Annotated in this window: 18 protein-coding genes; 4 read left to right on the forward strand and 14 right to left on the reverse strand. The window is 52.1% G+C overall.

Annotation, left to right across the window (positions count from 1 at the left end):
* Positions 1-47: 47 nt before the first annotated feature.
* Both rho and trxA read right to left on the reverse strand, forming a co-directional pair.
* Entirely contained in the window at positions 48-1,313 is a 1,266-nt protein-coding gene (rho, locus tag EHW58_RS14915; RefSeq protein WP_077578169.1) for a transcription termination factor Rho, read from the reverse strand.
* A 183-nt stretch (positions 1,314-1,496) separates the two neighbouring features.
* Positions 1,497-1,823, reverse strand: a complete 327-nt coding sequence (gene trxA, locus EHW58_RS14920) for a thioredoxin TrxA (RefSeq protein ID WP_046074579.1) — start codon at positions 1,821-1,823, stop codon at positions 1,497-1,499.
* Positions 1,824-1,935: 112 nt separating this feature from the next.
* On the opposite strand from trxA, the gene rhlB reads away from it, so the two are divergent.
* The gene (rhlB, locus tag EHW58_RS14925; RefSeq protein WP_046074580.1) at positions 1,936-3,225 is read left to right on the forward strand and encodes an ATP-dependent RNA helicase RhlB; all 1,290 of its coding nucleotides are present in this window, start codon (positions 1,936-1,938) and stop codon (positions 3,223-3,225) included.
* Positions 3,226-3,255: 30 nt separating this feature from the next.
* On the forward strand, positions 3,256-4,770 hold the full coding sequence (gppA, locus tag EHW58_RS14930; protein WP_152797227.1) for a guanosine-5'-triphosphate,3'-diphosphate diphosphatase: 1,515 nt from the start codon (positions 3,256-3,258) through the stop codon (positions 4,768-4,770).
* Positions 4,771-4,838: 68 nt separating this feature from the next.
* Here gppA and prlC read toward each other — a convergent pair whose 3' ends face one another.
* Complete coding sequence (gene prlC, locus EHW58_RS14935; RefSeq protein WP_046074582.1) at positions 4,839-6,881, reverse strand: oligopeptidase A; 2,043 nt, start codon at positions 6,879-6,881, stop codon at positions 4,839-4,841.
* 283 nt (positions 6,882-7,164) lie between these two features.
* Between prlC and gorA the strand changes: the two genes are divergently transcribed.
* Entirely contained in the window at positions 7,165-8,520 is a 1,356-nt protein-coding gene (gene gorA, locus EHW58_RS14940; RefSeq protein ID WP_046074583.1) for a glutathione-disulfide reductase, read from the forward strand.
* An 85-nt stretch (positions 8,521-8,605) separates the two neighbouring features.
* On the opposite strand, the gene EHW58_RS14945 is transcribed toward gorA, so the two are convergent.
* From EHW58_RS14945 to EHW58_RS14960, 4 genes are all read right to left on the reverse strand, one after another.
* The gene (locus EHW58_RS14945; protein WP_052708052.1) at positions 8,606-8,959 is read right to left on the reverse strand and encodes an Hpt domain-containing protein; all 354 of its coding nucleotides are present in this window, start codon (positions 8,957-8,959) and stop codon (positions 8,606-8,608) included.
* Between the two features lie 314 nt (positions 8,960-9,273).
* Entirely contained in the window at positions 9,274-9,549 is a 276-nt protein-coding gene (locus EHW58_RS14950) for a hypothetical protein (protein ID WP_152797229.1), read from the reverse strand.
* Positions 9,550-10,329, reverse strand: coding sequence for a class I SAM-dependent methyltransferase (locus EHW58_RS14955; RefSeq protein WP_077606785.1), 780 nt, complete (start codon positions 10,327-10,329; stop codon positions 9,550-9,552). It abuts the gene before it with no gap.
* Positions 10,330-10,364: 35 nt separating this feature from the next.
* On the reverse strand, positions 10,365-13,514 hold the full coding sequence (locus EHW58_RS14960) for an ABC transporter substrate binding protein (RefSeq protein ID WP_370517168.1): 3,150 nt from the start codon (positions 13,512-13,514) through the stop codon (positions 10,365-10,367).
* 128 nt (positions 13,515-13,642) lie between these two features.
* On the opposite strand from EHW58_RS14960, the gene asnC reads away from it, so the two are divergent.
* Positions 13,643-14,104, forward strand: a complete 462-nt coding sequence (gene asnC / locus EHW58_RS14965; protein ID WP_074213846.1) for a transcriptional regulator AsnC — start codon at positions 13,643-13,645, stop codon at positions 14,102-14,104.
* 73 nt (positions 14,105-14,177) lie between these two features.
* Here the strand turns inward: asnC and hemB are convergent, their stop codons facing one another.
* The 7 genes from hemB to EHW58_RS15000 all read right to left on the reverse strand — a co-directional run bounded on the left by hemB (position 14,178) and on the right by EHW58_RS15000 (position 19,785).
* The gene (gene hemB, locus EHW58_RS14970; RefSeq protein ID WP_046074587.1) at positions 14,178-15,230 is read right to left on the reverse strand and encodes a porphobilinogen synthase; all 1,053 of its coding nucleotides are present in this window, start codon (positions 15,228-15,230) and stop codon (positions 14,178-14,180) included.
* 68 nt (positions 15,231-15,298) lie between these two features.
* Positions 15,299-16,081, reverse strand: coding sequence for a TatD family hydrolase (locus EHW58_RS14975; protein ID WP_046074588.1), 783 nt, complete (start codon positions 16,079-16,081; stop codon positions 15,299-15,301).
* The gene (gene tatC, locus EHW58_RS14980; protein WP_046074589.1) at positions 16,078-16,830 is read right to left on the reverse strand and encodes a twin-arginine translocase subunit TatC; all 753 of its coding nucleotides are present in this window, start codon (positions 16,828-16,830) and stop codon (positions 16,078-16,080) included. Before tatC ends, EHW58_RS14975 begins: the two co-directional genes overlap by 4 nt.
* A gap of 38 nt (positions 16,831-16,868) precedes the next feature.
* Positions 16,869-17,222: a Sec-independent protein translocase protein TatB gene (gene tatB / locus EHW58_RS14985; RefSeq protein WP_172970064.1), complete on the reverse strand. Its 354-nt coding sequence runs from the start codon at positions 17,220-17,222 to the stop codon at positions 16,869-16,871.
* Between the two features lie 3 nt (positions 17,223-17,225).
* Positions 17,226-17,474 (reverse strand): Sec-independent protein translocase subunit TatA, encoded by a 249-nt coding sequence (gene tatA / locus EHW58_RS14990; RefSeq protein WP_069361810.1) that lies wholly within the window; start codon positions 17,472-17,474, stop codon positions 17,226-17,228.
* 53 nt (positions 17,475-17,527) lie between these two features.
* On the reverse strand, positions 17,528-19,174 hold the full coding sequence (gene ubiB / locus EHW58_RS14995) for a ubiquinone biosynthesis regulatory protein kinase UbiB (RefSeq protein WP_046074592.1): 1,647 nt from the start codon (positions 19,172-19,174) through the stop codon (positions 17,528-17,530).
* Complete coding sequence (locus EHW58_RS15000; RefSeq protein WP_077578165.1) at positions 19,171-19,785, reverse strand: SCP2 domain-containing protein; 615 nt, start codon at positions 19,783-19,785, stop codon at positions 19,171-19,173. The genes ubiB and EHW58_RS15000 overlap by 4 nt, the downstream gene beginning before the upstream one ends.
* Positions 19,786-19,792: the final 7 nt, after the last annotated feature.

Below are 19,792 nucleotides of genomic sequence, written 5' to 3' on the forward strand. Positions count from 1 at the left end.
AAAAAAGCACTGCGAATGCGCAGTGCTTAACATTATTGCGTTATCAGTTACGAGTTTTGCCGACGCATGGCGTCAAAGAACTCATTGTTGGTTTTGGACATCGCCAGTTTACCAATCAAGAACTCCATGCCTTCCAGCTCGCCCATCGGGTGGACGATTTTGCGCAGGATCCACATTTTTTGTAGTTCATCGGGCTTGGTCAGCAACTCTTCACGACGGGTACCAGAGCGGGTGAAATCGATGGCAGGGAAAACACGTTTTTCAGCAATCTTACGCGACAGGTGTAATTCCATATTACCCGTGCCTTTAAACTCTTCGTAAATCACTTCGTCCATCTTCGAGCCTGTGTCCACCAGCGCAGTGGCAATAATGGTCAAGCTGCCACCTTCTTCCACATTACGCGCCGCACCAAAGAAACGCTTAGGACGGTGCAAGGCGTTGGCGTCAACACCACCGGTCAATACTTTGCCTGACGACGGTACAACCGTGTTATAAGCACGCGCCAAACGGGTAATCGAGTCCAGCAAGATCACCACGTCTTTTTTGTGCTCCACCAAGCGTTTGGCTTTTTCGATAACCATTTCAGCCACTTGCACGTGACGGTTCGCTGGCTCGTCAAAGGTTGACGCGACCACTTCACCCTGCACCAAGCGCTGCATCTCGGTCACTTCTTCTGGGCGCTCATCAATCAAGAGCACCATCAGTTCACAATCCGGATGGTTGAACGCGATGCTTTGCGCAATGTTTTGCAGCAGCATGGTTTTACCCGCTTTTGGCGGTGCCACAATCAAGCCACGTTGCCCTTTACCAATCGGCGAGGCTAAGTCGAGTACACGGGCGGTGATGTCTTCGGTGGAGCCATTCCCACGTTCCATCACCATGCGCTCGCTGGCGTGCAATGGGGTCAAGTTTTCAAACAGGATTTTGCTGCGAGCATTGTCTGGCTTGTCACTGTTAACTTGGTTAACTTTTAATAGCGCAAAGTAGCGCTCGCCGTCTTTTGGCGGCCGAATTTTACCCGCGATGGTATCGCCTGTGCGCAGGTTAAAGCGACGAATTTGGCTTGGCGATACATAAATGTCGTCCGGGCCGGCCAAATACGAGCTGTCTGCGCTGCGCAAGAAGCCAAACCCGTCTTGAAGAATTTCCAGTACGCCATTGCCGAAAATATCTTCACCGCTTTTTGCGTGCTGTTTGAGGATCGAGAAAATGATGTCCTGTTTACGCAAGCGAGCCAGGTTTTCAAGTCCCATGCTTTCGCCAAGCGCAACCAGCGTCGAGACGGGTTGAGTCTTCAGTTCGGTAAGATTCATAGTGGTGAGTGTCTTGTTTGTCAAAGTTGAGGTCTGAAATTAGTTAGCGTGTCGAGACCAGTGGTATGTTCGAGAGATGAACAGAAGTACAAATTCCGTGCAATAAGGTAGCACCTAAATGGGGTATCGTCTAGTTAGCAGAAAAACAACCGCCGCTGAGAGGCAGCGACGGTTACTTTAGCATTAGAGGTTGGCGTCAAGAAACTCTTTCAACTGAGTTTTTGACACTGCACCAACCTTGGTTGCTGCTACGTTGCCATCTTTAAAGAGCAGCAACGTTGGGATACCACGGATGCCGAACTTAGGCGGTGTACCTGCGTTCTGGTCAATGTTCAGTTTTCCGATGGTGACTTTACCTGCGTATTCTTCAGCGATTTCGTCCAGGATTGGCGCGATCATTTTGCAAGGTCCACACCATTCTGCCCAAAAATCTACCAATACAGGCCCTGCAGCTTTTAGAACGTCTGCTTCAAAGCTGTCGTCGGTTAGCTGCATAATTTTGTCGCTCATCTTCTACTCCAATACATGTTTTTGTTACTGGCTAAATTGCGACCAGTAAATTATGGGACTATTTGACTGGATTCGCTTCCGTATTGCAAGCCTAAGCTGATATTCTATCCGGATGAAAATGACGCATATCACAGAGCAGAAATTTGCCGAGCTCGGCTTGCACGCCGATGTTCTTAAGAGCTTGGAGGCCAAAGGGTTTACTCAATGTACCCCAATCCAAGCCTTGGCATTGCCGGTCCTGCTCACCGGCCAAGACATTGCAGGACAGGCGCAAACGGGGACAGGCAAAACCCTGGCGTTCCTGGCTGCGACGTTTCATCACCTCCTTACAACCGATGCCCCTGCATCGCGTAAAAAGAATCAACCGCGTGCCATCATATTAGCTCCTACGCGTGAATTAGCGATTCAGATCTATAATGATGCGGAGCCGCTATTAGCCAATACGTCGATCAGCGCAGGACTTGCCTATGGTGGCGAAGGCTACGACAAACAGCAACAAACACTTGAACAGGGTGTCGACATTTTAATCGGAACCTGTGGTCGAATCATCGATTTTTACAAAAAGAAAGTGATTGATTTGCATGGTATTCAAGCCGTGGTCCTCGATGAAGCCGACCGTATGTTTGATCTCGGTTTTATCAAAGATATCCGCTTTTTGTTTAACCGCATGCCCGCCCCCGATCAGCGCTTGAACATGCTGTTTTCGGCGACCTTGTCGTATCGCGTTCAAGAACTAGCCTTCGAGCACATGACGAGCCCAGAGCATGTGGTGGTCGAGCCCGAACAAATTACCGGCCATCGCATCAAAGAAGAATTGTTCCAGCCATCGAACAAGGAAAAAATGCCGCTGCTGCAAACCTTGATCGAAGAAGACTGGCCTGAACGCGCGATTATTTTTGCCAACACTAAGCATCGCTGCGAATCGATTTGGGCGCATCTAGCCGCCGATAACCACCGTGTAGGCTTGCTTACGGGTGACGTGCCGCAGAAAAAACGGGTTAAAATCCTCGAACAATTCACTAATGGTGAGCTGGATTTGTTGGTGGCGACTGATGTCGCGGCGCGCGGCCTGCATATTCCGCAGGTGACTCATGTGTTTAATTATGATCTCCCAGACGACGCACAAGACTACGTGCATCGCATTGGCCGAACGGGGCGTGCAGGCGCCAGTGGTAGCTCCATCAGCTTTGCGTGTGAAGAATACGCCGTCAATCTCCCCGCGATTGAAGAATACATCGAACACAGTATTCCAGTCAGCGAATTTGACCGCAGTGCACTGCTAAAAGATTTGCCGCCGCCGAAGAAAATGGCCAAGCGCCCCAATACGCAGCGTCGCAGCAACAACAAAGGTGGCGGAAATAACCGTAACCGCCAACGTCGCCGTCCGCAAAAGTCGGCATAAGGTTTAACGGCACATAGGTCAGAGCGCATCATGAGTGGTCACGGACATCCCACATCGACCCCGTCGCTGTACGCCGCGATTGATTTAGGCTCCAACAGCTTTCATATGCTGGTGGTGCGCCAAGTGGCAGGCAGCGTGCAAACTCTCGCGAAAATTAAGCGAAAAGTTCGTCTCGCCGCAGGCATGGACGATCAACAACAGCTAAGCGACGAAGCCATGCAGCGTGGCTGGGATTGCTTGGCCTTGTTCGCCGAGCGCCTGCAAGATTTCAACACCGACAATATCCGTGTCGTCGCCACGGCGGCTCTACGTCGCGCAAGCAACGCGGATGCGTTTTTAGCCCGAGCTAACAAACTGCTTGGCCACCCGATTGAAATCATTTCGGGGGAAGAAGAGGCGCGTACCATCTACCAAGGGGTCGCGCATACCTCTGGCGGAGCGGGCAAACGCTTGGTGGTCGACATCGGTGGTGCCAGCACCGAGCTCATCATCGGCGAGCAATTTGAACCTACCTTACTGCAAAGCCTCAATATGGGCTGTGTCACCTTTTTAGAAGACTATTTTGCCGATCGCGTGCTCAATCAATCGGCGTTTGATACCGCGATTGCCGGCGCCAAAGCCGAGTTAGCCCCGCTGATTGCGCAATATCGTGCGCTCGGTTGGGACTGCTGCGTAGGTGCCAGCGGCACCGTGCAGGCACTGCAAGAGATCATGGTCACCCAAGGCATGGATGAAGTGATTACACTCGATAAACTGCTTCGTTTGCGCGATCAAGCCATCGCCTGTGGGCAAATGGACGCATTGGATATCGAGGGGTTAACGTTAGAACGTGCGCTGGTGTTTCCAAGCGGCTTATCGATACTGATCGCCATTTTCGAGTGCTTAGAGGTGACACGCATGACTCTAGCGGGTGGGGCGCTGCGAGAAGGCTTGGTGTATGAAATGATGACCGCGATGCGCCATAGCGATATTCGTGCCCGCACCATTGCCAGCATCCAGTCGCGCTATCAGCTGGATGAAGCACACGGTATCAATGTCGCCGACACCGCCTTGGAGCTGCTCAATCAATGTCCGGCATCCTGGGTACCTGAGCCGGAAGCACAAAGCTTGCTCCATGCCGCCGCCTGCGTGCATGAAATTGGTTTAAGCATTGGCTTTAAACAAGATGGTGATCATGCCGCGTATTTGATCACCCATCTCGATCTGCCCGGCTTTACGCGAGCACAGAAACAATTAGTCGCCACCTTACTCCGCTACTATCGAGAGCAACTGGTGCTCATTGATGGCCAGCACGCGCTGTCTACCACCAGCGCCAATCGTCTGTTGCGCCTGCTGCGAATTGCGGTGATCTTATGCCATCGACGCGACAGTCGCGTCCGACCGATGCTAGCCCTCACTGCCGAGGAGGATGCCCTTACCCTCCACTTGGACACCACATTACTCGAGGCCAGCCCCTTGTTGCGTGCCGAGTTAGAGCAAGAGGCCTTGCGCCAATCAAGCCTTGGATTGCCCCTAGTGGTGCTCACTGACGAGACTCGCATCTAACACCGGCGATGAATAAAAAAGCCCGCACCAGTGATGATGCGGGCTTTTTTTATTGAAGATCTGCGACACTACGCGGTGGTGATCCCGCTATGACGCAATAAGGCGTCAGGGCTTGGTTCGCGACCTCTAAAGCGCACAAACAAATCTTTCGGTGCCTCACTGCCGCCACGGCTGAGAATATGATTCAGGAAGTCCTCGCCGGTGTCGCGGTTAAAGATCCCTTCTTCTTCAAAGCGCGAGTAAGCATCGCTCGATAGCACTTCTGCCCATTTATAGCTGTAGTAGCCTGCACTGTAGCCACCGGCAAAAATATGGCCAAACGCGTGCGGAAAACGGTTCCACTCAGGCGCGGGAACCACAGAGACCTGCTCACGCACCGCACTGAGTGTTTCCATGATCCGCGGGCCGACCTCTGGGTCAAACTCACTGAACAAACGGAAGTCGAATAAACTGAACTCAAGCTGGCGCAACATCGCCATCGCCGAATTAAAGTTCTTCGCGGCGAGCATTTTTTCTAGCATGTCTTCCGGTAAGGCTTCTCCCGTTTGGTAATGCCCCGAGATAAAGCTCAGTGCCTCTTGCTCCCAGCACCAGTTCTCTAAAAACTGGCTTGGCAGCTCAACCGCATCCCAAGGCACACCATTGATCCCTGACACATCCGCTACGTCGACTTGCGTCAACATATGGTGAATGCCATGACCAAATTCGTGGAATAAGGTCACTACTTCGTCATGGGTAAACAGCGCAGGGTCATCGCCCACTGGTGGGTTAAAGTTGCAGGTTAAATACGCCACTGGCGTTTGTAGCTCACCGTCTGCTTGACGACGACGAACGCGACACTCATCCATCCATGCGCCGCCACGTTTGTTTTCTCGCGCATACAAGTCAAGGTAGAAGCTACCGCGCAGGGTGCCTTGGCTATCATGAATATCATAAAAGCGCACGCTCTCATGCCAGGTGTCGATGCCTTTACGCTCGGTAATCGTCATGCCAAACACACGATGCATCACTTCAAACAAGCCGGAGAGTACACGTGCTTCAGGGAAGTAAGGGCGAAGCGCTTCATCAGAGATGGTGTAGCGTGCTTGCTTGAGTTTTTCACTGTAATAAGGGATATCCCAAGGCTCGAGGGCATCAACCCCAAACTCTTCTTTGGCATAGGCTTTCACTTCCGCGAATTCACGCTCGCCTTGTGGGCGCGCTTTATCGACCAGATCATTCAAAAAGCCCATCACCTGGTCTGGGGTTTCCGCCATTTTCGTGGCGAGGGATAGTTCACTGTAGTGATTAAAGCCAAGTAGACGTGCTAACTCATGCTTGAGGCGCAGCGACTCGTTCATCAGCTCAGTATTGTCCCACTGCCCCGCCTGCGGCCCGCGATCAGAGGCGCGCGTGGTAAAGGCTTCGTACATTTCCTGACGCAGCGCTCGGTTATCACAGTACATCATGACGGGCAGATACGAAGGGATATCCAGGGTAAATAAGTAACCTTGTTGCGACTTGCTCTCGGCTTGCGCTTTTGCCGCGTTGCGCGCCGATTCGGGTAACCCCGCTAAGTCACTTTCATCGCTAATCAGCTTGCTCCACCCCATGGTGGCATCGAGCACATTGTTGCTAAACGATGATGATAGCTCCGACAACCGCTTTTGAATCTCACCAAAGCGGTGTTGCTGGTCGGCTGGCAAGGCAATTCCGGACAGTTCAAAGTCTTGCAGCGCATCGTTAATCGCTTTTTGCTGTGCCACATCGAGGGCGGAAAACTCAGCACTGTCTTTCATCGCTTTGTATGCTTGGTATAACCCCTTGTGCTGACCACGCCAGGTGGAGTATTCCGACAGTAACGCCAGGCAGCTTTCATACGCCTCACGCAATGGCTGACTATTGACCACCGCATTCATATGGCTCACCGGTGACCAGATGCGGCCAAGTCGATCTTCCGCCTCTGTGACAGGCACACTGACCGAATCCCAGCTGGGTTGCTCAGTCGCCGCCGCGGCATCTACCGCTTGGCGACAGTCAGCAATCGCGGCTTCCACTGCTGGTTTGACATGCTCTGGCTTAATGGCGGAAAACGGAGGTAAATCCTCAAATTGAAGAAGCGGGTTGGACATAGTGCCTTCCTTTTTGCTGATAAGGCGCTCGCATCGCGAGCCCCGGGCAGATAAGTAACCTTATTTATATGCCGTCTCTCTCTACGCTTTTCAATCCCTCCCCGTTTAGCGGGGTGTATTGCGAGCGTTACAAAATGATTCTGAGACTGCTGCCGCACTGTCGGTTTGGTATGCTATGTCTTCAGGGGTCAGAGATAGTGGCTTTACAAGCGACGCCAAACACGACAAGCTGACCTCGATATCAATGCCAGTGGCACCCAGTGCCTATAAGATGGAGAAAGACATGGCGAAGCATTTCGACTACATCTGTATCGGTGGCGGCAGCGGCGGTATTGCCTCAGCCAACCGTGCCGCGATGCACGGTGCTAACGTCGCCCTTATTGAAGCAAAGCACCTTGGTGGCACCTGCGTAAACGTAGGCTGTGTCCCTAAAAAAGTCATGTGGCACGGCGCTCAAGTTGCCGAAGCCCTTAACCTTTACGCATCAGACTATGGCTTTGATGTGGACGTGAAAGGCTTTAATTGGTCGACCTTAGTGGATAACCGTGAAGCCTACATTAGCCGCATTCATAAGGCTTACGACAACGTTCTGGGTAAAAACAATATCGATGTCATTCGTGGTTTTGCCCGCTTTGTCGATAACAACACGGTAGAAGTGGATGGCGAGCACTACACCGCCGATCACTTTCTGATTGCCGTGGGGGGCACACCCACTATTCCGAACATTCCAGGCGCAGAGTTGGGGATTGACTCCGATGGCTTCTTTGCCCTCCCCGAGCAACCTAAACGCGTGGCCGTGGTCGGTGCGGGTTACATTGCGGTCGAAATCGCCGGCGTACTGCATGCCTTGGGCTCTGATACCCACTTATTTGTGCGTAAAGACCGCCCATTACGCACCTTCGACCCTATGGTCACCGACACCTTGGTCGAGGTAATGGAAAAAGAAGGCCCCACTCTTCACACCCAACATGTCCCCGTGTCGGTCACTGAAGAAAGTGATGGTAGCCTGACTCTGGCCTTTGAAAACGGCACCACCCACAACACGGACACCCTGATCTGGGCGATTGGCCGTCACCCGACGACCGATAAAATCAATCTCGGCGCCACCGACGTGCAGACCACGGCCGATGGCTACATCAAGGTTGACCCCTATCAGACCACCAGCGTCCCACACATTCACTGTGTCGGGGATATCATGGATGGCGGGATTGAGCTGACGCCTGTCGCCGTCAAAGCTGGACGTCTGCTCTCAGAACGTCTGTTTAACGGCCAAACGCATGCCAAAATGGACTATGATTTGGTTCCCACCGTGGTATTCAGTCACCCACCCATTGGCACCATTGGTTTGAGCGAACCAGAGGCGCGTGCCAAATACGGCGATGACAATATTAAAGTCTATACCTCCAGCTTTGCGGCCATGTACACCGCCGTCACCCAGCACCGTCAACCCTGTAAGATGAAACTGGTTTGCGCAGGCGATGAAGAAAAAGTGGTCGGTCTGCACGGTATTGGCTTTACCGTTGATGAAATGATTCAAGGTTTTGCGGTGGCGATGAAGATGGGCGCCACCAAAGCGGACTTTGATAGTGTGGTCGCGATTCACCCTACCGGGTCAGAAGAGTTTGTTACCATGCGCTAAGCCGCGCGAAATGGGCTCACATCAAAACGCCGTGTTCAACACGGCGTTTTTTATTGGTCACTCGCGAGCATGATGAGACAGGCGGCTAGTGGGTGAGCTGCGCACAAAATCGTGCTAAGCCTTCTTTAATGTCCGCTAACGCAGCAGCGGCCTGGTCGGCGGCCTCTTGTTTTGCCGCTTGCTCGAGCGTCAATGCTTGCTGATGCAGCTCGAGCGCCGCTAAATTGCCAGCGCTGCCTTTCATTTTGTGCGCTTCGCGCGCCAAGGCGGTGTAGTCGGCGTTAGCAAGCTGCTTTTCCATGCTTGGCAGTTGTTGCTCACTTTCTTCAACAAATATACTGCAAGCCTCATCAAGAAGCGCCGGGCTATCCATTAGCCGGCTTAAGGCTTCTTCTTTATCCCAAACCGATACATCGGCTTTTCCTTGATTGACACTCATGATGGACCCTTTGTACTGATAGACCTATGTGCCACGGGGGCGGATTGATGGCTTTGTCGCCACCTTGTTTCTAATCGTTACTAAGCTTAACTGTCTACGTCTAGCACATTGAGAATGTCGCTAAACTCAGGCTCAATCATGCTCGCTTTTCCCCCAATTCATAACAAAGAAGTGAGTGCAGAACATGATGGATATGTTGCCTTGGCTAATCGTTTCTGGCCTGATTGTCTCAGTGATCACCGGACTACTGACCGTACTGATGGTAAAAGGCCTCGACTAAGCCCTTCAAGGCTCCTTAGTCCGCTATGGAGCCTTTATTTTTCCTTCCTTTTTTTGCCTTTCTTTTTTTCTTTGTTCGCTTTTTTGCCCTTTTTGTCTTTCTTGTCCGCTTTATTCTTGGCTTTTTTGGCTTTTTGCGCTTTTTTATCCCCGTCACTGGCAAGAGGCATAGGGCGACAGAGATAACCTTTTTCACTGGCGACTCGCGCACACTTACTGCAAGCCGCTCGCGGTGGCGTGGTAATCGATGCGAGCGCACTTAAGTTGGCCTCAACCTCACCCCGTCGCCATTTGCACAAAGACTTAGCCATTTACGCCTCCGCACTTAACGCTGCGTTGATATACATGTCAAAGCGGTTCTTCTTGGTGGTAATACTAGAGTGTGGTGGCGTTGCCGCCAAGGGCTCAGCATAATCTGGACGCTTAACCACTACGCGGCTACGCGCGAGCTGGCACGCAGGCGCTAACAAGGCATCGGCGTCCGTGTCAGCGCCCACCAAAGCCTGAAACACACGCATTTCTTTTTTCACTAAGGCTGCTTTTTTCTTGTGGGGATACATAGGATCTAAATAGACCACATCAGGTCGTTGTAGCCCAGGGGTCTGCGCCATATCGGTAAGTGCTTGCTCACTACTGGCATGCAGCAGTGTCATGCGCGATTGCATCCATGTACCAATCTCACTGTCTTGATAGGCGCGCTGTAGCCCATCGTCGAGCAATGCGGCGACCACTGGATGCCGCTCAATCATTTGCACCTGACAACCTAAGGATGCTAATACGAACGCATCACGACCCAAGCCAGCCGTGGCATCCAACACCCGTGGCGTGACGCCTTTGTTGAGCCCCACCGCCTTCGCGATTGCCTGCCCTTTGCCGCCACCGAACTTACGCCGATGGCCGACCGCACCGCCAACAAAGTCGACATACACAGCGCCTAACTTAGGCTCATCCTGTTTGCGCAGCTCAAGGCGTGTCGTGGTCATGATCAACGCAAATGACGAATCAGGTGTATGTGTAAGTGACCACTTGCTTTTTAGTCCCTCAAATTGCTCGGATTTGTCAGGGGCGTCGCAAATCAAACTGAGTTGCACATTGGCTCTCCGCGGCTGGTTATGCGCCGAGTATATCAGAGATGGATTTTTTCCTTTATCGTCTCTCGACGCGTCGACCAATTTTTTACCTGCTCGCCTAAGGGCGCGGGTACGCTAAAGTGATAGCCTTGGGCATAATCCACATCCAGCGCGCGTAGTTTATTGAGAATATCGGCGTTCTCGACAAACTCCGCCACGGTTTGTTTCCCCATTTGTTTAGCCAACTCATTGATTGCTTTCACCATCGCGTAATCGGTGTCATCGGTGGCGATATCGCGGATAAATTGGCCATCGATTTTAATGATGTCGACAGGCAAGCGCTTCAAATAACCAAACGACGAAATGCCCGCGCCAAAGTCGTCCAAGGCAATCACACACCCCAAGGCTTTTAGCTGCGAGAAAAGCTCGATAGCACTGCTCATGTTGGTAATCGCCGCGGTTTCAGTGATCTCCAGACAGATGCACTCGCTAGGCACTTGGGTTTGCTTAATCGCGGCGATTAAGAAGGTGACAAAATCTTTTTGGGTGATTGACCGTCCCGACAGGTTAATCGAGATTTTACCCAGCTTGGCAATCTGATCCGGGTGAGCATCAAACCACGCCAGCGTTTTGGTCACCACCACAGTGTCGAGTTGATGTGCCATATTGTAGCGCTCGGCTGCTGGGATAAACATGCTGGGCGGCAACCAACCGCCTTGGGTATCGCGCATCCGCACCAACGCCTCGATGTAGAGCGTATCTTGTCTACCTGGTCGGATATCGACAATCTGCTGTGCATAGATATCAAAGCGGTCGTGAGCAATGGCATCATGGATGTGGCTGACATACGCCATTTCTTGCTCACGGCGTTGCAGCTCCTCATCATCCGGATGATAAAGGTGTAAACGGTTACGCCCTTCGTCTTTGGCGGCATAGCAGGCGGTATCCGCTTGCGCGTGTACCTGCTGCGGCGAGCCGGCGGTACGATCCAGAAGACGAATCCCCAACGAACACGCCAAGCGCATGCGACTGCCGTGCCAGAAAAACTCACTGTCCGCCAAGATTGCCAGGAGTTGGTGCCCCCAAGTCAGCGCGCGTTCGGCCGAGTGATGATAGGCAATCACTCCAAATTCATCGCCCCCGAGTCGCGATAAGACCGCCCCTGTTGGCAGATGTTGCTGGATAATCTGCGCCACTTGTTTGAGCGCCTCGTCCCCTGCTTCATGTCCGGCGGTGTCGTTAATCAGCTTAAATTGATCCATATCGATGTAGTACATCGCGTGACACTGATCTTCCTCTCGCGCTTGTAACAGCGCGGCGGCGAGCTTTTGCTCAAAATAGCTACGATTATACAGCCCTGTTAAGTAGTCGTGATGGGCTTGATAAGTCAGCTGGTTTTCCATTTCTCGATGCGCAGTGATGTCTTCGCCCACCACCAGCAATTGCGTCTGATTATGCATCGCGCGCACGGTTTCACGCACCCACAAGGTATGACCATTGCCGGCACGATACGGGATCTCACGCCGCCATACCTGCTCTTGGTTGTTGTGATCGCGTTTAATCATTCGATGGGGAGGCACTTGATGCTCGACATATAAAGTGGTGATCTTGTGCCCTAATAAGGCGGCTTTGTCATAACCAAACAGATCAGCGGCATACTGATTGAGCGATTGAATACGTGCTTGGTAATCAATGGTTAATAGGATCACAGGTTGCTGTTCATACAACATGCGGTATTCAATTTCGCTTCGTTGTAGCTTCTCTTCGGTTTGTTTGCGCTGGGTAATATCACGGGCCTCTAACAGGACGCGCCGTTGGCCATTTTCGCTGGGAAACCCCTTGACCGCTACATCCAAGATCACCTCACGATGCGCTTCACTGAGGCAAAGCTCAAACCGTCGAGGCTGGGAGAAATCGGTGAGCTTGAGGTACTCCTCCAGGCGGGCGGGGTTACGCCAAATCGGCCAAAACCATAAAGGCCGCCCACGATAAGGGTGACTCACGCTGATTAATTGGTTAAAACTGGCATTGCCTGAGACCAAGATCCCGTTCTCATCCAACAGCGCAATAAACTGGTTACTTTGATCAAAAATGCCTTTAAGCATCGCTCGGTGGCGCTTTAACGCTGACTCACTGCGGCGTAACTGGCGAATATTGGCACCGAGCATGGCAATCACGCTTCCCAATACCAACACCGCCAATGCCACGGCTTGAAACGCAACTTGGTGCTTTAGCCACAGCGGCTGAGGCTTATTGATCACCACAGCGTCTTCGATGGCGCTCACATCCACGCCCCAATCTTTCAGCGCCGGGTAATCGAATAACATCAGGTTAGTACTGTCTCGCTCAGGAGGAAGCTTGCCTGCCAGTACATCCAACAGCAGCTGACCTTGGTGCTGACCTTGAGTTTTTCCATCGATGACAATGCCCCCGATCACGCCCTGACCCAGCATAAAGCTCATCGCACCATAAATTGGCACGGGCGCGTTTTGGATCAGTGAGTTGATGCCACTGAGCCTATCGAGAAAGGTGCCATTTTTATCGCGAAAGTAGGATAAATAATATACCGCCTCGCCCGGCTGCATCGCTTGAATGCGGTCATGCAACGCTTGGAAAGAGAGGCTAGATAGCCTGACAACCTCAACACCCGCGTTACCATCGTTTCTCAGCTGAGCCTTCACCACATTCCAATACTGACGACTGGAAAAGGTCTCATCGAGCAGTACGTACACCCGCTTTAAATCTGGGTGTAAGCGCTTCATTAACGACAAGTTGCGCGGTAAGTCTATTTCTTCTTTTACCCCAGTGACCTTGGGCAACAAGGGGTAGTGTTGGCGACCAAAGTTATTGAGCCCCGCATAGACGACCGGTGTCTCTCCCACGTATTCATGCAGCTCATGGATGAGCCAGAGTGCGGCATTATCCGTGGTGAGAATGGCATCAAAATCATGGTTGGTCAGTTTATGGATATAAACATCTTTAAGCTGTTCGCGATAGGCATCCGATTGGTAGCGTTTACTTTCTAGGTAGGAATGCTGGAAGGCGATCTCTTCGCCTTGTGTCGCCGTTTCCAACCCTTCAACCAACGCCTGATTCCAAAAGAAGCCAGGATGATAGGAATGCACCACCAGCACATCTTTTTGTGCGGCATTGACGCTACTGGCGATAAGCAGTAATAAACCACCGAAAATGTATCTGATCCCCACATCCCCTTCCTGTTGGTTTGTTGGTATCTTGCTAAACAACGCGATACCCTACATTAGGCGTTAACGAAGTGGCTAAGCAACCGCGTTAACGAAAAGTCTGGCCATGCTATAACAAAAAGACTAAAACAATGAACGAGTTGCCAAAATTAGATGACCTAGATCGTCGTATTCTCTCTACCCTGTTGGATGACGCACGCGTCCCCTACGCAGAAATGGCCAAGCGCTTTAATGTCAGTCCCGCCACAGTTCACGTGCGGGTTGAGAAAATGAAAGCCGCGGGCATCATCGAAGGCACGGAAATATTGGTCAATACCAAAAAACTCGGCTACGACGTGTGCTGTTTTATCGGCATCAACCTTAAAGCGGCGCGGGATTACCACTCGGCGCTAGACAAACTCAATCAGCTCGACGAGGTGGTAGAAGCCTACTACACCACGGGGGCCTATAATATTTTCGTTAAGCTCATGTGTCGCTCTATCGAAGAATTACAGTTTGTGTTGATTGACAAGCTACAAGCCATCGACGAAGTGCAATCCACCGAAACACTGATCTCACTACAGAACCCCATTAACCGCAATGTGATCCCTTGACTTTTGTGGGGTTATACTGGGCAGGCTAAAAAACGCCCTTGCTCGGGGCAAGGGCGCTGTCATAAAAGGAGAGTTAACCGACCGTCTCTTCCGGTCTGGGAGGCAAAGTAGCGCCAGCGTCTTCCGCTAACCACTCGGCCACTTGCTTAGCAAAGTAAGTCAGGATCCCATCTGCCCCCGCTCGCTTAAAGCACAATAGTGATTCCATCACCGTCTCGCGCTCTTTTAGCCAACCATTATCGATTGCCGCTTTGTGCATCGCATATTCACCCGATACTTGGTAAGCAAAGGTTGGCACCTTAAGCTCATTTTTTACCCGGCGTACCACATCCAAATACGGCATCCCGGGTTTAACCATCACGGTATCCGCCCCTTCAGCAATATCCATCGCCACTTCGTGCAAGGCTTCATCACTGTTGGCCGGATCCATTTGATAGTTGGCCTTGTTACCGCCTTTCAGATTCGCCGCCGAGCCTAATGCATCGCGAAACGGGCCGTAGTAATTGGACGCATACTTGGCAGAGTACGCCATGATCTGGGTATTGATATGACCATTGGCTTCCAATGCCTCACGGATACGACCAATCCGTCCATCCATCATGTCAGAAGGCGCGACAATATCGACGCCCGCTTCGGCATGAGATAGGGCTTGTTTGATCAGTACCTCGGTGGTGGGCTCGTTCATCACATAGCCGTCTTCATCAATGATCCCGTCTTGGCCGTGCACGGTGTAAGGGTCTAGTGCCACATCGGTGATCACGCCCATTTGCGGCACATGCTCTTTGAGTAAGCGCACCGCGCGTGGCACTAACCCTTCAGGGTTAAATGCCTCCGAGGCACAACTGGTTTTAAACTCTTTCGGGATCACAGGAAAGAGCGCAATAGCAGGGACACCCAGCTTGGCAAGGTAATCCGCTTCATGGAGCAATAAATCAATCGAGAGTCGCTCGATGCCGGGCATAGATGCCACTGGCTCACGACGATTCTTACCCATGAGCACGAAGATTGGGTAAATCAAATCGCTTGCGGACAATGAATGTTCCGCCACCATACGGCGGCTAAAGTCAGTTTTGCGTGTACGACGCAGGCGTCGAGCAGGAAAGGCGCCTTGAATGGATACGGTCACTGTATCCTCCTTTAAGTTGCAGACCTGGGCTTTGGGGCAGCGAACTGCCTCGTGTAGTGTTCACCCAGTCACTGAATAGAAAAGCAGCGCTGAGTGTTTTTTATTGTGCAATCAATAATATGTTCGACAGGCTGTTGACGTAATCGTGCCACTGTTTGGGCGATATGGGGCAAGTATTTCGGCTCATTACGACTGCGTTTAGGTCGCGGCCGTATATCGCGAGGCTGTAAATACGGCGCATCGGTTTCTATCATCAACCTGTCATCGGGCAACCAGCTTACCTGCTGCTGAAGCTGCTGTCCGCGGCGCTCGTCGCATAGCCATCCCGTTACCCCTATATATAAACCGACATCGAGGCAATCGCGCAGCGCGCGGTCATCGCCAGTAAAACAATGCAGCACCGCCGCGGGCAGTTTGTCGAGCCATGGACGCAAAATGGCGAACCAGCGATCGTGGGCATCACGACAGTGCATAAACACCGGCATTGAAAGCTCAGCCGCTAGCGCAAGCTGCGCCTCAAAGACCGCTTCTTGTTGTGGCCGCGGCGAAAAGTCCCGATTAAAATCAAGCCCACACTCACCGATTGCGACCACCTCGGGACGCTGCGCTAATTGCTGAATCGCGCTTAAATCTGTCGCCTCGACCGATTTGGCATCATGCGGGTGAACACCCGCCGTGGCATAGGCAAAACCAGGATAAGAGCTCGCAAGCGCGGCGGCTGCTTGGCTCTCATCGATACTGGTGCCGGTCAGAATCATGCCCGTGACGCCCGCCTGTTTGGCATCAGCCACCACGGTCTCTCTGTCTTGATCAAACCGTGTGCTTGTCAGGTTAACACCAATATCGATCATTCACTGGCCTCCTCGGATTCTGATTTCTCACGTGGGACATAAAAGCGCGATAGCACCACGCCCAACTCGAACAGCAAGCACATGGGAATGGCCAGCAAGGTTTGTGAAATCATATCCGGTGGCGTCAGCATCATCCCCACCACAAACGCAGCCACTACCACATAGGGCCGCTTGCGGGTTAAGCTTTGTGCCGTGGTCGCCCCTGTCCAAACCAGCAGTATAATCGCGATAGGGATCTCAAAGGCAATGCCAAAGGCGAGAAAGAGCGCCAAGATAAAGTCGAGATAACTGGCAATATCCGTTGCCACTTGCACCCCTTCTGGCGCAATAGACGTGAAAAAGCCAAACACCAATGGCAGCACCACCCAGTACGCAAATGCCACGCCCGCGTAGAACAGCAACGAACTCGACACCAAAAGCGGCATCACTAACCGCTGTTCATGCTTATACAGGCCGGGAGCAACGAACGCCCAGATTTGATATAGCACCACAGGGATGGCGACGAAGACGGATATGACCAAAGTCAGCTTAATTGGGGTAAAGAAGGGAGACGCGACATCCGTAGCGATCATGCTCGCCCCTTCGGGCAATTTGTCGATCAGCGGCTGGGCTATCAGGCTGTAAATATCATTGGCAAAATACACCAAGCAGGCAAAGACCACTAAGATGGCGATAATTGCGCGAAGCAGGCGGTTACGAAGCTCCATCAAGTGGCTGATAAGGGGCTGAGTATCGTTCACAGAAGACATAGTGGTTTGTTCACCGAAAACATAAAGCGTCTGACTCGTTATCGCTTATCCGTTGATGGCGCATCGTCGCCTTCATCGGGGTGATGAGAAGAAGGCGATGCTGCATAAGGGCGTTGTACATCCGCCGCGCGTTGACGTAGGGTGTCGACCGAATCTTGTAGCTCAGGTGACAAATCTTTCATCCCCGCTTGTTCGGCCTTATGTAAGTTGTCCTGGAGCTCTTTGAGTTTGAGCTCTTGCTCAAGCTCATCACGGACAGATCCTGCCATCCGTTTCGCCGCCCCCACCCAGCGCGACACATTGCGTATCGCGACCGGTAATCGCTCCGGGCCAAGCACCACGAGGCCGATAATGGCAATCAGCACTAGCTCCCAGAAACCAATATCAAACACGGCTTACACCTGCTCTTTATCTTTGCGTGCTTGCTCTTTTTTCGACGCGTCGCTATCGCTGCTATCCAATGACTGCTGCTGAAAATCCGCATCTTTGTCAGTGGTCTTTGCGTCGTCATCGTTCATCGCTTTTTTAAAGCCTTTGACCGCCGAGCCAAGATCGCCGCCCATGTTGCGCAGCTTCTTAGTGCCAAATAACAACACCACAATCACCGCAATGATCAGCAACTGCCAAATACTAATTCCACCCATACCGGTTCCCTTTCTTCCATTTGGTTAACTTGATGTGCGCAGCAGTGTAACTGCTATTTATTACAGGTTTTATTACAAAGTCGCCAGCCCCACAACCAAAAGATAACCGCACCTGCAGCGGCGACACTCGGTAAGGTCTCGACTCGGTTGGCAAACAAAATGGTCGCCGTCAGCAGTAACGTCGCACCAATCCCGAGCATATAAGTGGCGCGCGAGTGACGCTGTTTGGTCTGCAAGTAACCGTGATAATAGGCTTCTAAACGCTGATTGACCTGACGACCTTGCCGTAAGCCGTCGTACACCAGTTCTGGGATCTCGGGGAGTTTTTCCGCCCAAAACGGTGCCTTTTCACGCACCGCCGCCCAGACAGCTTGCGGCCCCACTTGCTGTTTCATCCACGACTCTAAAAATGGCTTCGCCGTGGTCCACAAATCTAGTTGCGGATAGAGCTGACGCCCAAGCCCTTCAATGTAGAGCAAGGTTTTTTGCAACAACACCAGCTGTGGCTGCACTTCCATATTAAACCGGCGCGCGGTGTTAAATAGGTTTAATAAAACATTACCGAACGAGATTTCGCACAATGGCTTTTCGAAAATGGGCTCACACACGGTGCGAATGGCAAACTCAAAATCATCCACGTTGGTGTCGTGCGGCACCCAGCCAGAGTCAACATGCAGCTCCGCCACTTTACGGTAATCGCGGTTAAAAAAGGCGATAAAGTTTTCTGCCAAATAGCGTTTATCGTCGCGATTAAGGGTGCCGACAATCCCGCAATCAAGCCCAATCCACTGCGGATCATGCGGGTGCTCGTAGGAAACAAAGACATTGCCTGGATGCATATCCGCATGGAAAAAGCTGTCTCGGAATACCTGGGTAAAGAAGACCTCAACCCCACGCTCGGCCAGCAATTTCATGTCAGTGCCATTGGCTTCCAGCGCCTCGATATCCGACACTTGAATGCCATAGATTCGCTCAGACACCATCACGTCTTTGCGGCAGTAGTCACTGAACACTTCGGGCACATACAGCGCCGGGTCGTTTTCAAAATTACGGCGCAGCTGAATGGTATTGGCCGCTTCACGCATCAAATCCAGCTCATCGAGCAAGGTTTTTTCGTACTCGCGGATCACTTCGACCGGTTTTAAGCGACGCGCATCAGGCAGAAAACGCGCCACCAGCCGTGCCACACGATACATCAAGCGCAAGTCAGCTTGGATCACTGGCAAAATATCGGGGCGGATCACCTTCAGCACCACTTCACGCCCATTCGATTTGAGCGTAGCGGTGTGCACTTGCGCGATCGACGCAGAGGCGAGTGGATGGGGGTCAAAGTCGCTAAACCAGGTTTCTAACGGGCCGCCTAACGAGGCTTCGATTTGCGCTTTGGCTTTGTGGCCATCAAAGGGTGCGACTTTATCTTGCAACTGTGCCAGCTCGTTGGCGATATCGGCGGGGAATAGATCACGACGCGTCGACATCATTTGTCCAAGCTTCACCCATACCGGGCCCAAGCTTTGCAGCGCCAAACGCAGTCGCTCCCCTACAGGCTTATCTGGGTGCTGATTCTTCAGCCAAAACAATGATTGGCGGCCAAGGTGCGCCAGCCGTGTTAAGGGTTGTTTGGGGAGTAAAGCATCCACACCATAAAGCAGTAAGGTACGGATGATAAAATACAAGCGACGAATTTCATTGAGTGTCATGCAGACTCCACCCGTTCTACCAACTGCTTAAACCTGGCTTCCAACCGCGCGACATCGCTGCGCAGCTCGTCCACTTGGTCACTGTATGACGCCACTTCTAATGGCCCAGGCGCTAAGCGCCATTCTTCCGTAATCACCTCTCCTGCATAGCGCTGTTGCCGTTGAGCCAATTGCTGCAATTGCTGCCAGCGCTGCTGCGCCTGACTCACCACCGTATGCGCAATCACATCGCCGGTGTAAGGTGCCAGCCACTCTGCCACGTCTAGTTCGATACCACTGAGCAACTGAGAAAACTGCTGGGCGACATCGATATCCCCCTCCAGCGTGAGTTTATCCGCTTTGATTAAGGCGGTTAAGTTTGCTTTTTGCTGTAGCTGTGGCAGTGCTGACAGTGACAACGATAGCGCCGCGTCGCATTCACCTTCGTAATGGCTAAGTACATCAATACGTTGGCCGAAGACAAAAATCAGTTGGCGATCAAGCTCTTGTAGAGTGACTCCGATACAACGCCCTTTTAGCCGAGCAAGGCGACGCTGGCTGTCGGCGTCTTTAGCAATCACAGCATTGAGCGCTGTTTCCAGGGCCGCGCACAACAGTGAATCAAGTGCCATGTTGGCT

It is taken from the genome of Salinivibrio sp. VYel1, assembly GCF_009377945.1.
Lineage (GTDB): Bacteria > Pseudomonadota > Gammaproteobacteria > Enterobacterales > Vibrionaceae > Salinivibrio > Salinivibrio siamensis.

Excerpts from the sequence above, each read along its gene's own strand:
- rho (WP_077578169.1), bottom strand. The coding sequence starts at position 1,313 with ATGAATCTTACCGAACTGAAGACTCAACCCGTCTCGACGCTGGTTGCG.
- trxA (WP_046074579.1), bottom strand. The coding sequence starts at position 1,823 with ATGAGCGACAAAATTATGCAGCTAACCGACGACAGCTTTGAAGCAGAC.
- rhlB (WP_046074580.1), top strand. The coding sequence starts at position 1,936 with ATGAAAATGACGCATATCACAGAGCAGAAATTTGCCGAGCTCGGCTTG.
- gppA (WP_152797227.1), top strand. The coding sequence starts at position 3,256 with ATGAGTGGTCACGGACATCCCACATCGACCCCGTCGCTGTACGCCGCG.
- prlC (WP_046074582.1), bottom strand. The coding sequence starts at position 6,881 with ATGTCCAACCCGCTTCTTCAATTTGAGGATTTACCTCCGTTTTCCGCC.
- gorA (WP_046074583.1), top strand. The coding sequence starts at position 7,165 with ATGGCGAAGCATTTCGACTACATCTGTATCGGTGGCGGCAGCGGCGGT.
- EHW58_RS14945 (WP_052708052.1), bottom strand. The coding sequence starts at position 8,959 with ATGAGTGTCAATCAAGGAAAAGCCGATGTATCGGTTTGGGATAAAGAA.
- EHW58_RS14950 (WP_152797229.1), bottom strand. The coding sequence starts at position 9,549 with ATGGCTAAGTCTTTGTGCAAATGGCGACGGGGTGAGGTTGAGGCCAAC.
- asnC (WP_074213846.1), top strand. The coding sequence starts at position 13,643 with ATGAACGAGTTGCCAAAATTAGATGACCTAGATCGTCGTATTCTCTCT.
- EHW58_RS14975 (WP_046074588.1), bottom strand. The coding sequence starts at position 16,081 with ATGATCGATATTGGTGTTAACCTGACAAGCACACGGTTTGATCAAGAC.
- tatC (WP_046074589.1), bottom strand. The coding sequence starts at position 16,830 with ATGTCTTCTGTGAACGATACTCAGCCCCTTATCAGCCACTTGATGGAG.
- tatA (WP_069361810.1), bottom strand. The coding sequence starts at position 17,474 with ATGGGTGGAATTAGTATTTGGCAGTTGCTGATCATTGCGGTGATTGTG.
- ubiB (WP_046074592.1), bottom strand. The coding sequence starts at position 19,174 with ATGACACTCAATGAAATTCGTCGCTTGTATTTTATCATCCGTACCTTA.
- EHW58_RS15000 (WP_077578165.1), bottom strand. The coding sequence starts at position 19,785 with ATGGCACTTGATTCACTGTTGTGCGCGGCCCTGGAAACAGCGCTCAAT.